The organism is Desulfovibrio psychrotolerans (assembly GCF_013340305.1).
Taxonomy (GTDB): Bacteria; Desulfobacterota; Desulfovibrionia; order Desulfovibrionales; family Desulfovibrionaceae; genus Halodesulfovibrio; species Halodesulfovibrio psychrotolerans.
In genome coordinates this window covers 702,351-714,460 of record NZ_BLVP01000008.1, presented here as the reverse complement: position 1 = coordinate 714,460, position 12,110 = coordinate 702,351, and the positions used below count along the sequence as shown (strand labels likewise).

Annotated in this window: 11 protein-coding genes and 1 tRNA gene; 6 read left to right on the top strand and 6 right to left on the bottom strand. The window is 59.0% G+C overall.

Annotation, left to right across the window (positions count from 1 at the left end):
- Window positions 1–18 precede the first annotated feature (18 nt).
- A complete protein-coding gene (locus HUV26_RS10900; RefSeq protein ID WP_174410119.1) occupies window positions 19–1,104 on the bottom strand; it encodes a protein-glutamate methylesterase/protein-glutamine glutaminase in 1,086 nt (361 codons plus the stop codon).
- A 238-nt stretch (window positions 1,105–1,342) separates the two neighbouring features.
- On the opposite strand from HUV26_RS10900, the gene HUV26_RS10895 reads away from it, so the two are divergent.
- Window positions 1,343–1,419: transfer RNA gene (locus HUV26_RS10895), tRNA-Pro, on the top strand.
- Between the two features lie 160 nt (window positions 1,420–1,579).
- Here the strand turns inward: HUV26_RS10895 and HUV26_RS10890 are convergent.
- Complete coding sequence (locus HUV26_RS10890; RefSeq protein WP_174410118.1) at window positions 1,580–3,154, bottom strand: hypothetical protein; 1,575 nt, start codon at window positions 3,152–3,154, stop codon at window positions 1,580–1,582.
- Between the two features lie 209 nt (window positions 3,155–3,363).
- Here HUV26_RS10890 and HUV26_RS10885 point away from each other — a divergent pair, with 209 nt between their 5' ends.
- The 5 genes from HUV26_RS10885 to HUV26_RS10865 all read left to right on the top strand — a co-directional run bounded on the left by HUV26_RS10885 (window position 3,364) and on the right by HUV26_RS10865 (window position 7,645).
- Complete coding sequence (locus tag HUV26_RS10885) at window positions 3,364–4,710, top strand: MATE family efflux transporter (protein ID WP_174410117.1); 1,347 nt, start codon at window positions 3,364–3,366, stop codon at window positions 4,708–4,710.
- Window positions 4,711–4,954: 244 nt separating this feature from the next.
- The gene (locus HUV26_RS10880) at window positions 4,955–5,140 is read left to right on the top strand and encodes a hypothetical protein (protein ID WP_174410116.1); all 186 of its coding nucleotides are present in this window, start codon (window positions 4,955–4,957) and stop codon (window positions 5,138–5,140) included.
- Between the two features lie 333 nt (window positions 5,141–5,473).
- Window positions 5,474–5,689 (top strand): hypothetical protein, encoded by a 216-nt coding sequence (locus tag HUV26_RS10875; RefSeq protein ID WP_174410115.1) that lies wholly within the window; start codon window positions 5,474–5,476, stop codon window positions 5,687–5,689.
- A 160-nt stretch (window positions 5,690–5,849) separates the two neighbouring features.
- Window positions 5,850–6,914 carry an OmpA family protein gene (locus HUV26_RS10870; protein ID WP_174410114.1) on the top strand — a complete coding sequence of 355 codons (1,065 nt, stop codon included), beginning with the start codon at window positions 5,850–5,852 and terminating at the stop codon, window positions 6,912–6,914.
- A 248-nt stretch (window positions 6,915–7,162) separates the two neighbouring features.
- Window positions 7,163–7,645: a hypothetical protein gene (locus tag HUV26_RS10865; RefSeq protein ID WP_174410113.1), complete on the top strand. Its 483-nt coding sequence runs from the start codon at window positions 7,163–7,165 to the stop codon at window positions 7,643–7,645.
- Window positions 7,646–7,965: 320 nt separating this feature from the next.
- Here HUV26_RS10865 and HUV26_RS10860 read toward each other — a convergent pair whose 3' ends face one another.
- The 4 genes from HUV26_RS10860 to HUV26_RS10845 all read right to left on the bottom strand — a co-directional run bounded on the left by HUV26_RS10860 (window position 7,966) and on the right by HUV26_RS10845 (window position 12,029).
- Window positions 7,966–8,157, bottom strand: coding sequence for a 4Fe-4S dicluster domain-containing protein (locus HUV26_RS10860; RefSeq protein WP_174410112.1), 192 nt, complete (start codon window positions 8,155–8,157; stop codon window positions 7,966–7,968).
- Window positions 8,158–8,366: 209 nt separating this feature from the next.
- A complete protein-coding gene (locus HUV26_RS10855; RefSeq protein ID WP_174410111.1) occupies window positions 8,367–8,738 on the bottom strand; it encodes an Hpt domain-containing protein in 372 nt (123 codons plus the stop codon).
- Between the two features lie 172 nt (window positions 8,739–8,910).
- Complete coding sequence (locus HUV26_RS10850) at window positions 8,911–10,323, bottom strand: sigma-54-dependent transcriptional regulator (protein WP_174410294.1); 1,413 nt, start codon at window positions 10,321–10,323, stop codon at window positions 8,911–8,913.
- Window positions 10,323–12,029: a two-component system sensor histidine kinase NtrB gene (locus HUV26_RS10845; protein ID WP_174410110.1), complete on the bottom strand. Its 1,707-nt coding sequence runs from the start codon at window positions 12,027–12,029 to the stop codon at window positions 10,323–10,325. Before HUV26_RS10845 ends, HUV26_RS10850 begins: the two co-directional genes overlap by 1 nt.
- Window positions 12,030–12,110 lie beyond the last annotated feature (81 nt).

Here is a 12,110-nt window from a genome sequence, read left to right as displayed (position 1 = left end):
CAAGCCACGGCGGCACCTTTATTTGTACAGTCCCGCCATAATGGCTTCTGCCATGTCGTCAATATCATGTATCTCGTCTGCAAGCCCGGCATCCACAATGGCCTTAGGCATACCGTAGACCACACAGGTGGCATCGCTCTGCGCAAAGGCCCGCCCCCCTTTCTGCTTCAGCACGCGCATGCCTTCGGCCCCGTCGCTGCCCATGCCGGTAAGAATAACCCCAAGGGCGCGCCGGCCAACCAGATTGCCCACAGATTCCATGAGCACGTTGGCCGAAGGTTTATACAATGCCTCCGCAGGCTCCGGGGTGACAATTATTTCCATCCTGCCGCCGCGCAGTTCAAGCCGGATATGTTTCCCGCCCGGAGCAACATAGGCTGTGCCGGGCATGGCTTTGTCGCCCGGTTCCGCTTCCTTCACCTTTATTTTGCACACCCCGTCCAGGCGCTTTGCAAACGGCCCGGTAAAGGCCGCAGGCATGTGCTGCGCAATAAGTATGCTGGCCGGAAAATCCGCAGGCAACTGCGAAAGCACCTTCTGCACCGCAGGCGGCCCGCCCGTGGAAACGCCTATGGCAACCACGTCTCGCAGCGGCCTTCCTGCCCGCGATGCCACCATGCGGGGCACTCCCGGAGCAACAGCCGCACCTGCAGAAACGCCTGCCGCCCCTGCGGGCCGCACAGGACGCACCGCACGGGGCGACACAACACGCCTGCGGGAAATCTGCTTCACCTTGTCCTGCAGGTCTTCCTCAATCTTCACAATATCCAGCGAGACCTTGGAAAGCTGCTTGGGGATAAAATCCACAGCCCCCAGTTCCAGTGCCTTCAGCGTCGCCTCCGCGCCCTCCACGGTAAGCGAGCTGACCATAAGCACGGGCCGGGGCATTTCCATCATTATGTGCCGCAGGGCGGTCAATCCGTCCATACGCGGCATTTCTATATCAAGAGTCACCACATCCGGATTGTGCTTACGGATAAGCTCCAACCCTTCCTGCCCGTCACGGGCAGTGGCAACAACCCGGATTTCCGGATCTTTTTCAAGCATGCTGCTCAGCGCCTTGCGCATGAACGCGGAATCATCAACAACTACAACAGTAATCACCCTTCACTCCTTGTGAATTACGGTGATGAGGAATCGAAATGAACGGCAACATGAATACGAAATCACAGGAGAGAAATCGGCCCCCCCAACATACTCGGCAAGGCAGAGCCCGCCTTGCCAGCACATCATAGTGAGTATTACCACGCTTTATTCAACAATAAAAGAAACAGTATTTTTTCGCAACGCGCGAAAAAAGGCTTGCAAACATCTGTGAGCTACGCTAGTTATCCCCTCCTCACGGGATGTGGCTCAGTTTGGTAGAGCGCTGCGTTCGGGACGCAGAGATCGAAGGTTCGAATCCTTTCATCCCGACCATAAAAACGATCAGGGCTTGCGGAACACACCGCAAGCCCTGCTTTTTTTCACCCTATCGAACGGGCAACCGCTAACACCACATCCCCCAATCACAACCGGTCAACGGCGCACGGGCGGTGCGGGTACGGGGTTCTCCCCCGGCTTGATTACGATTATCATACTAACCCCACTGCATCCACACGGCGTGGATGACCGGCAATGTTAGCGTACTGGCACGTATTCTGTACCGCACCGCCGTGCCGTTCGGCTGTGCAGATACATCTGCCTGTCCTGCGTAGATAACGGGACCCCCCGGCGCGCCATAGTTGGCGTATGCAGACATTGAGCACTGCGACCACGTGGTTCCGTCATCTCGCGATGCCTCTACAATCAAGTCGGTGTTAAGAACCATTGCCCCGGTTTCGGCAACTATCAGGACGCGCACCATTGCAGGAGCCGCCTCCGCCGTAAATGCAATCGACGCAAGATCCCGCTCACCCGCTGGCATCTCGTAAAAGTGCGCCCGCCCCCAGTAGTATTCGTTCGATTTGCCGAAGGGATCATCCTTGGCCACGTAGTACAGCCTATACGTTGAGTAGGCTGCGGCCTCTGCGTTCATGGCGTATTTACGTACCTCGCTGCCTGACCATGCCCCCTCATGTACAATGTTCAGTAGAGTGACATTCGCACCAGCCGGGTCGCCAACCAATGTCCACGTTTTGGGCGCGCGTTCAGGCAACGTGGCGTGCGCCGTTAATGCAAACTCCGTTATGATGCGCGGCGATGCAAACGTGTAATCCACGTGCCCGGTGTCATTCGCCAGCGTATTCAAGCCCAAGTATGACGCACCACCGCTAAGGTTGCTCCCGGTAACGGTTGTCAGGCTTGCTACATCCGGCGTTGGTACATAATACGCATGAATAGCGGCATCACGCGCGAAAATCTCCGCCACGGCAATCCCGGTTGCGTCTCCGTAGGTGTCCGCAATCGCGCTGACAAAATCACGCCAGCCATCAAACGCCATGCGCACGTTGGTCATACCCAATGCGTCCCAAATTGCTGACAGGTCCGGCACGGGAATGAGATCATTCGTCGGCACGTCATCCGGCCCCGTGCCCACGTTTTTCGCAGCCGCCGTGCCGCCCAATGTCCAGCCGCCTTCCGGGGCCACAACAAGCCCACGGCCCGATTCAGCAGGGGCAGGCCCAGGCAGGTTCACAGATGCCGCAGCGGCAGCCGATGCCATGGCCGAAACCGCCGCCTCGTCCCGCGCTGTTGCCGCTCCGGCTGCGCTCTGGCCGGATGCCGCCTGCGCCGCCGTGCATACCGCCACGCTGGCGTCAATGCTCGCCAGCAGTTCATTCGGTGTCAGCCCGCTGGTGCGGCCTATCTGCACACAGCGCCCCACCTCTTCCTTCAACTGCTGGGCAATAAGTGTCAGGCGATCAAACCCCCGCTCTATGATCTCCGGTGCCAGAATGCCTGTATTGCTCAGGTCAATCTGCTGCACCGGAGCCAGATCAAGGAACAGGGTAAGCCGTTCACCGCTGCCCAGCGGGCAGATGCAACGACCTCCATTCTCCAGTGCCGCCACCGTGTACTCGCTGCCATACGCGAGCACTGTGTCCTTCCCGTCTGCCCCTGTCCGAATGGCCCGCACATCCTCCGGGTTGAAAAAGGGAAACAGCACCGGCCATTCCTGCTGCACGCCGTCGCCCACATAGGCATGCACCGTTGTCATTGTGGATACCGTCATCCGTTCACTCCTGTCTGCGGTTCTTCCGGCCCATGCGACCGGAACGGTATGCGCAGGCATGACACACGACCACAGCTCATTCCACAGCAAACAGATACGGGACCGGAAACATTTCTCCTTCCAGCCGCCGCTCATTTCCGATATTCCCCACAGGCACGACAAGCGTTCTTCCTCAAACCCGCAGACTCCCTCTTTCAAAGGTCAGCGCCATGTCCATCCATGCCCCGGATCAGCACCCCTACCTCAGGGCGCCCCGCCGTACCCTGCTTGCCATGACTCTGCCGGTGCTCGTCTCCCTCATCGCAGAGCCCCTCACCGGCCTTGCCGACACGGCCTTCGTGGCCCGTCTCGGCACTGAGCATCTGGCCGCTCTGGGCGTGGGCACCATGGTGCTCACCTCTGCCTTCTGGGTATTCAGCTTTCTCGGTGTGGGCACGCAGACAGAACTGGCCAACTGCCTCGGCGCGCAAGACCGCCACCGGGCATCCATGGTGCTCACGGCCTCGCTTGTGCTGGCGCTGGGGCTGGGCATCCTTTCCGCCCTGCTGGCGTGGGCCTTTGTGGAACCTGCCGCCCGCGCCATGGGAGGCGAGGGAGAAATGCTCGCCATGGCCGTGGACTACATGCGCCACCGGCTCATCGGTGCTCCCGCGGTGCTGCTCACCCTGTCCTGCTTCGGCGCATTGCGCGGATTGCAGATGATGCGCGCGCCCCTGTTCATCGCAGCGGGGCTGAACGCCCTGAATATCCTGCTGGACTGGATGCTCATCTTCGGCTTCGGCCCCTTTCCGGCACTGGGCATTTCCGGCGCGGCCATAGCCACCACCATAAGCCAATGGTTCGGTGCCCTATGGGCGGTGCTGCTGGTGCACCGGCACATCGGCATTGCCCGGCAAGTACGCCCGGCAGACCTCCGCAAACTCATTGTCATTGGCGGCGACCTGTTCGTGCGCACCGCCATGGTACTTACCTTTCTTCTGCTGGCAACCCGCGTTGCCACGTCGGCGGGTGCACAATCCGGCGCGGCACATCAGGCCATACGCCAGTTCTTTTTCTTCACCGCGCTCTTTCTGGATGCTTTCGCCATCACCGGGCAAAGCCTCATAGGCTACTTCATGGGGCGCGGCACAACGCTGCACGCGCGGCACGTTGCGGCAACGGTCTGCCTGTGGAGCACAGGAACAGGGCTGCTCATGGCGGCTGGCATGCTGCTTTTCCAACGTCCCATCGCATGGCTGCTCGTCCCGGCAGAAGCCAGCTCCACCTTCGCGCAGGCATGGCTCATCGCCGCGGCCCTGCAACCCGTAAACGCCCTCTCCTTTGCCACAGACGGCATCCACTGGGGCACGGGCGACTTCCGGTACCTGCGCAACAGCATGATTATTTCCGCCCTGTGCGGCATGGCAGTGCTGTTTATGCCGCCTGCGCACTCTGGCTTGTCAGCCCTTTCCTGGATATGGATCGCCACGGGCGTATGGACCGCCCTCCGCGCCACTCTGGGCATAGTGCGCATCTGGCCCGGTGTCGGAAGCGCACCGTTACGTCCGGATGCCTAGCCCCATGGCGTCCAAACCGTATCGCCCAATGCCCTTCAGAAGCCCCCCCCGGCACATACATTCATCCATAAGAGAGTCCATTTTTCTCTTTGCAAAGCGCAACACGCCGGCCCGTAACCGCTCCCTGGTCAGATTAATTTCACTTTCTCAACTTTTTGCTTGATAACGACTTTCATTTTCACTATACATGGCGTCAAGAGTTCACCGCAACCGTTTCCCCGCATGACGGGTCAGGAGATTCCCGATGGTAAAAGCCTATTCCATAAGCTCGCCGGACAAGCGCAACACCGTGCGCCGTTTCTTCAAGACCGCCCTGTCGTTCATCGTGACCGACCCTTCCGCGGAGCAGCAAAGCGCCATGAACACAAACTGGAACACCCCCTCGCCCAACCTCACCTCTTCGCCCGCTGCTGCCGAGGGGGAACGCTGAGGCGAATCAGCAAGTGCCTTACTGCACTTTCCTGCGCAATCAGTGCATATTTTGAGGACAGAATAATGGACACCCTGAATTTCGGCTTCTTTTTGGCTGCGCTTATTCTGCTTGAAGTGTTCGCGGCCATGCTGCTTACCTGATATTGCCCCTTGCCCGTCCGCCGGAGTGCCCACCCGGCAGGTAAAGGCCGCCTTCCCGCTGCGGGAACGGCGGCCTTTCGTCTTCCGAAAAGCCCCCCAAGCCCCTGCCGCATCCCGCACACCCGGTTGTATCCGGGCCTTTACAACGCATGCAGGCAGGCGTATATATTCACAATCGGAGGAGCAGCACATGACGTTCAAGGAATCGGTTCTCTACGCCATCAAGCGCGCTCACAGAGAAAAGAAAGATCTTGTGGTGGGCAGAGAGGACAACCGCTGGGAGATACGCGAACTGGCAGACCCGAAGTCAGACATGCTCTCGCCCAGCATCATAGTGTGCGGAAAAGGAATCAAATACCCCGAGCACGAAACGCTGTACGCCGCTCTGGTGGCGCAGGGAGCCTGATGCCACTGCCCGTTGCGGCGCGGATGCAGGCATCTTCCTGCCGGAGAAAGAGATTCTTTTTATATGGCTTGTCATAAACCGGGAAACCAGTGTATAGATAGAAAAATTTGTTTTTACACTTAACCAGCACTCATTGTTTTTCTCATGAAGGAGACCGCACATGAAAATTTCCCGAATTCTGCTTTTATCCGCGTGCATCGCGCTCCTCGGCTTTGCCGCCGTTGCGCAAGCGCAGACCACCATGCGTATGGAACCCAAAATCGCCAGCTTTGACTTCTTCATGGACCACTCCGGTTCAATGATGATGTCGCACAAGCAGGCTGGCGAAAACAAAATGGTCCTCGCCCGCGACCTGATGATTAAGGTAACCAAAAAGGTTCCGGCCCTGCCGTATGACGCTTCACTGCACACCTTTGCTCCCTACAAGGAACGCCTTGCACAGGGTGCTTTTAATGCAGTGGCCATGGAAAAGGGTCTCATGGGCATTACCGTGAACGAAGATATCCGCGGCCGCTACACCCCCATGGGCGATGGCCTGATGAAACTGCACTCTGCCGTACACTCCATGAAGCGTGAAGGCGCTGTCATCGTGGTTTCCGACGGCGTTTCCAACAAGGGCAGCGACCCCGTTGCAGAAGCGCGCGCTCTGTATAACACCGAACCCGGCATCTGCCTGCATGTGGTTTCTTTTGCCGACAGTGCAGAAGGCGAAGCTGTTCTGAAGCAGATTTCCGCGCTGAACAACTGCTCCGTCTATGCGGACGGCACCCAATTGCTGGCCAGCGAAATGGCTCTGGACAAGTTCATGCAGGATGTCTTCTACCGCGTGGTTGAAGAATCCGCCCCGGCCCCGGTGGCCGCCGCTCCGGCACCCGCTCCGGCTTCTGAAGACGAAGTGCTTGTGCTGCGCAACGTGAACTTTGCCTTTGACAGCGCAGTCATCACCGAAGATTCCGCCGCCATCCTCACCGAAGCCGCCCTGCTCATTCAGGAACGTCCCGGCACCGTAGTGCTTACCGGTCACACCGACTCCGTGGGCACCGATGCATACAACCAGGGCCTGTCCGAGCGCCGTGCACAGTCCGTCCGCGCCTTCCTTGCCCAAAAGGGCATCAGCGCCGACAGGATCAGAGCCGTCGGTAAGGGCGAAAGCGATCCGGAATACGACAACTCCACGGATGAAGGCCGCAGGCTGAACCGCCGCGTTGTTATCACCTTTGAATAGCAGATAAAAAACAAAAGGCCCGTCAGCACTTGCCTGACGGGCCTTTTTCATTGTAATGGAGCTTTATGAAAACAAGCTCATCCTCGGTGCCCGCGTTCATCGCGGCCTTAACGTGTGTATTGTTGCTCTCTGTTTCGGCTCCGGCACACGCGGTACAACCCGATGTGGCTGCTGTTCCCCAGACAGCCGTGACCGAAACGCCGGAAGCCTCTGTTGAAGCGCCTGTTCAAACTCCTACAGAGAATCCCATGGAAGCTTCAGCTGCGCAAGCCGCTTACCAGCCCTCGCAGGCAGACGCAAAGGCCGCGCCGGAAGCCACCGAAGCCTGCCCCCCGCAGCCCTTGGCAACAGAGCAGGCAGTACCGGCCCCCGTAGAGCCTGAAGAGGCCCCCGGCCTTGCAAGAGCCCGTGACCATCTGCGCGACTTCGCGTTCACACGACTTGTTTCCATGTCCGGCAAGCTCTGCTACACTGCGAGAAACCACCTCATTGAACAAAAAGAAGGCGGCTGGGTTGCCTCTTACAAAGACTTGGCCCCAGACACCCTCATGGTGCAGGTAAAGCCCGCCGATGGTTCGGGCAAAAATTTCATCGGTCTCATCAAATACGCGGTGCTGCACTACGAAGCACGCGCAGAGGCCAAGCACCTGCTCGCCCAGCAAGATTTCCAGATGGTCAAACGCCTCTGGCAGACAGAAATTCTCCGCTACGACGGAAAGAACTGGAAATAACACGGTCCGGCTGCAAAGCCGGACTTTTTCATTGGTAACGACTCCGACAACAGCCCCACCCCATCCTCCGGGCATTGGTCACACATCCCGCCATCACCCTCCTGATACACAAGCAGAAAGCGGGGCGGACAATCGTCCGCCCCGCAGTGTGTATGAAAAACAGGCCGTCATCTGCATCTGCCGCAAGGCCCCAGCTCCCGCCCTCAAATGTTCAGTCACACCTGCAAACACCGAGTGCACAAGGTGTAACATCCATCCAGCGCAGTACTTTCCATGCACAGTGCCAACCGGCATCTACGCTGTAGTTCGCGCCGTACACCTCACTCATAGTCAAAGCAATCTTCCGGGCAAAACGCCTGCAGTTCGTACACCACGGCGTCCGGGGCCACATCGGTGAGCAGCAGTGGCCTGCTTTCTTCTTCATCCCAGCCGATATAGTCCGGCTGCAACTCGGCACACGCTCCACATCCCGTACAATTGGCGGTAATGGTAAGAAGTCGGTCATCCGTCATGGCCACCTCCCTGTCTGTCCGTCGCTGTCGGAGCGAAGACAATCACTCCGCAGGCAACGGGTTTCTTTGCCTTATAAAAGAATAAGCCCCCCGGGCACGGGGGGCAAGGACAAAGGAAGAGGTATGGGAAACTGATTTGACCGAGTGTCTGGAAAAGAATCTACGGCCCGTCTGTGACAAATGCCGGACACCCGAAACACATTTCTGTTTCAGTCGCCGTTTATCTGCGCGTCGGCATCCCCATGCGTCACAAGCCACTGCCGGATATGCGCAGCCGTTTCATGGCACACCTCGGCGAAACGGGGGCGCAGCAGCCGCAGGGCTTCCGCATCCTGCGCCCGCGCCGCTTCCTCCAGTTCCAGCGCACACGCCTGCAACCGGGCGGCGTTAATGGTTCCGCTCGCCCCCTTCAGGCCATGTGCCTCCTTCCATAGTGCATCGTAGGCGCAGGCATCCATCAGTTCCAGAATATGGTTTATCCGCGTGTCATAGGTATCCAGAAACGTTGTGTACAACTCGCCGACAAATTCCACATCGTTCATCAACCGCTTCAATGTCGCCCTGTAGTCAAGATATTCCATACCTGCTCCTTCCGGCATATCGATTATCCCGGTCTGCGGGACATTCGCGTCAGACAGTATCATTCCCGGCGTATGCCGTCTCCCGCACAATCAATGCGCGGGCACTGCGGCATGCAGCATGCGGTGCACAACTGCACGGGTATCCCCGTTCTCTGAACAGCCATCCCTTGCCTTACCCCCGTTTGGTAAGCCCGTACTTGCGCAGCTTGTATTGCAGTGTGCGTCTGCTTATGCCCAGTGCATCTGCCGTTCGTTCCCTGTGCCCGCCCTGCGCTTCAAGAGCGTCCACAAGGGCCAGACGCTCCGCATCGTCCAGCGTCTTCGGGCGGCTGCGTACAGGACGCAAAAACACGTCACTCTGCGGTGGCGCAAAAACGGCTGCATCCACACTGTGGGCCATTCCTCCCGTCTCAACAATACTGGCAAACTGCGCGGGCAAAGATTCCACCCCTAACGTTTCCGACCGGGAAAGGATAAGTGCCCGCTCCAGAACATTTTCCAACTCCCGGACATTGCCCGGCCAGTGGTATGCCATAAGCGCCTGCATAAAATCGGGACTAACCGTCCGTACATCCTTTCGGTTCTTCTTGCTCAGCTTATCAAGCAGTCTGCTCACAAGCAATGGAATATCGTCTGGCCGTTGCCGCAGAGCGGGCGAAACTATCTCCAGCACGTTCAACCGGAAAAACAAATCCTCCCGGAATTCCCCCTTGTCCACGGCTTCCCGCAGATTACGGTTGGTCGCGGCAATTATGCGCGCATCCACATCCACAGGGCGCACGGCTCCCAGCGGTTCCACCACGCGCTCCTGCAAGGCCCGCAGCAGCTTGGCCTGCAATTCCACGGGCATCTCCCCTATCTCGTCCAGAAACAGGGTTCCCCCCCGCGCCAGTTGAAAACGCCCCGGCTTGTCCTTAACAGCGCCTGTAAATGCCCCTTTCACGTAGCCGAACAGTTCACTCTCCAGCAGGTTCCCCGGCAATGCGGCGCAGTTCACCTTCACCAGCGCATGAGCCGCACGCGGGCTCGCCTCGTGCAGGGCTTCTGCAATAAGTTCCTTGCCTGTGCCGGATTCACCCATGACCAGCACCGTGGCTTCAGAAGGCCCGGCCTGCCGGATAAGCTCCAGCACACGGAGCATGGCGGGGCTGCTGCCTACAAGCCGCTCAGCCGGATCTCCTGCGGCCAACTTGCGCCGCAGGTTTTCATTTTCATTGAGCAACCTTCCGTATTCGTAGGCCTTCTCCAGCACGGCCACCAGTTCCTCATTGTCCGCGGGCTTGGAAAGATAGTCAAACGCGCCCCGCTTCATGGCCTCCACAGCGGAACCCACGGTACCGTAGGCCGTAAGCATGATGACAGGCAGACTGGGGCGGATATCCTGAATACGGGCCAGAGCCTCGTTTCCGTTCATGCCCGGCATGCGCATATCCAGAAGTACCACGCTTACCGTGTCCTGAGTCAGAAAGGCAATGGCGTCCTCGCCGGAACCGGCCTCCTCCACTTCCCACCCGGCATCTTCCATCACCGCGCGCACCATAAGGCGCAGTCCGGGTTCATCATCAATGACAAGCAGTCGCTTCATCATGCGCTCCATTCCTGTTCCGCGTGATCAGTGTCGGGAAAAAACAGGGCCACGGTTGTTCCACGCCCCACTTCTGATTCAATGAGGGCCTTGCCCCCGTGCTCACGCATGGTCTTGTGTACAAGGGCAAGGCCAAGCCCGGTGCCCTTGGTCTTTGTGGTAAAAAACGGCTCAAACGCCTGCTCTTTCTGCTCCTTGGTCATCCCCGGCCCGGTATCGCGCACAAACAGCCACACGCCACCGTCTCCAAAGGCAGAGGCAATATGTATGTAGCGCATATCTCCGTCCGCCTCTCCCAGCGCGTCCAGACTGTTGAGCACAAGGTTCAGCACCGCCTGCTTCAGCAGGTCGGCATCGGCAAGCACCTCCTGCGACTCAAGGCTTATTTCCAGAGAAACGCCCCTGTCTTCCAGGTCCATGCGCACAAGGTTGCTTATGTCTTCTGCAAGCAGCAGCAGGTCCACGGCCTCCTGCTGCACGGAACGGGGCCGGGAAAGGTAGAGCAGGTCGGTAATAACCCGGTTCAGGCGGTCAGCCTCCCGGATCATGGTCTGCGCGTAGGTCTCGTCAGGATTGCTGCCCTTGAATTTTTTGGCAAAATACTGTGCGAACCCGCGCAGGGAGCTGAGCGGATTCCGAATCTCATGGGCCACCCCCGCCGCCAGCGTGCCCAGAGCCGCCATCTTTTCCGCGTCGGCCAGGCTCTTTTCCAGTTCGCGCATACGTGTTCGGTCACGTATGATGACCAGCCGCGCCCCTTCTTCCTCATGCTCCCGCAGGGGAACCGAAAGAATTTCCAGATGCGCCCCCTTGGCCGTGCGGCGTTGCCATCCGGCCGTAGGGCCTTCTTCAGGCTGCAACAGGCATTCACCCACGTTTCCGGGTAACTCCGCAAGAGGCAGCCCCGCAAGCCCGGAGCCTTGAGCGTCCAGAATGGAATGCGCGGCAGGGTTGGCGGCGCGTATCACATTGGCCGGGCTGACAATGAGCAGCCCGTCCGGCAGATTGTCCAGCAGCTTGGCCTGAAAACGCTCCAGCTGCAGAGCCTTGCCCGCCAGTTCGCGCCGCTTGAGCAGTCCCATTGCCAGCGCCCAGATAAACACCGCAGCAGCAAGAATGTATGCCGCCTGAAACAGCGCGTTCTGCCGGAAGCCCTGATACACCGCCATATGCTTGGTCATATCCAGCCCTACCACAAGAAAGGTGGGCAGCAGGTGTCCCGCTTCGTCAAGCCTTGCCGCAGCCCCGGTCACGGTCTGCCGGGCGTGCACGTAGACCTTGTGCTTTCCGTATGCGGCTCTGCCGGACCACTCCCCCTGCTCGCGCAGGATGGTCAGTGCGTCCGGGGGAAAAAGAATGGTGCCCGTTTCATGCGTGGTGTCCCGCGAGGTAATAACCCGCCCGCCGCGCTCATCGATAATCCCCACGAACACCACCTCGCCGCTGCGCTCAAGCTCGCGGAAATATTCGGCGGTTCCGGGGCGGAAGAGCCCTGCGTCCTGCCCGACAAAAAGCCCCGTCCGCAAAGAGCTTTCCACCGCCTGCAGCACGGAGCGCGCCGTAAGCTGCAAGTGCAGCGTGCCCGCCTCTTCCTGACGAGAAAGGGTCTGCCCCGTGGAGATAATGAGGGAAAGCCCGATGGTCACCAGAGTCATGACCGCTATGATGAGCGTACTCCGCTCCTTGTTGGAATCAGCGACTTCCATGAGATTACACCACCGGGTAAGAAAAATAGGATTCCGGAACGCCGGAAGTGCCAACCGTCTCCGCGAACCGGGGGATACCAT

Bases quoted from the DNA above. Each gene is read 5' to 3' on its own strand.
- HUV26_RS10880 (WP_174410116.1), top strand. From the start codon at position 4,955: ATGGTAAAAGCCTATTCCATAAGCTCGCCGGACAAGCGCAACACCGTG.
- HUV26_RS10860 (WP_174410112.1), bottom strand. From the start codon at position 8,157: ATGACGGATGACCGACTTCTTACCATTACCGCCAATTGTACGGGATGT.
- HUV26_RS10850 (WP_174410294.1), bottom strand. From the start codon at position 10,323: ATGAAGCGACTGCTTGTCATTGATGATGAACCCGGACTGCGCCTTATG.
- HUV26_RS10870 (WP_174410114.1), top strand. From the start codon at position 5,850: ATGAAAATTTCCCGAATTCTGCTTTTATCCGCGTGCATCGCGCTCCTC.
- HUV26_RS10890 (WP_174410118.1), bottom strand. From the start codon at position 3,154: ATGACGGTATCCACAATGACAACGGTGCATGCCTATGTGGGCGACGGC.
- HUV26_RS10875 (WP_174410115.1), top strand. From the start codon at position 5,474: ATGACGTTCAAGGAATCGGTTCTCTACGCCATCAAGCGCGCTCACAGA.
- HUV26_RS10865 (WP_174410113.1), top strand. From the start codon at position 7,163: ATGGAAGCTTCAGCTGCGCAAGCCGCTTACCAGCCCTCGCAGGCAGAC.
- HUV26_RS10885 (WP_174410117.1), top strand. From the start codon at position 3,364: ATGTCCATCCATGCCCCGGATCAGCACCCCTACCTCAGGGCGCCCCGC.
- HUV26_RS10845 (WP_174410110.1), bottom strand. From the start codon at position 12,029: ATGGAAGTCGCTGATTCCAACAAGGAGCGGAGTACGCTCATCATAGCG.
- HUV26_RS10855 (WP_174410111.1), bottom strand. From the start codon at position 8,738: ATGGAATATCTTGACTACAGGGCGACATTGAAGCGGTTGATGAACGAT.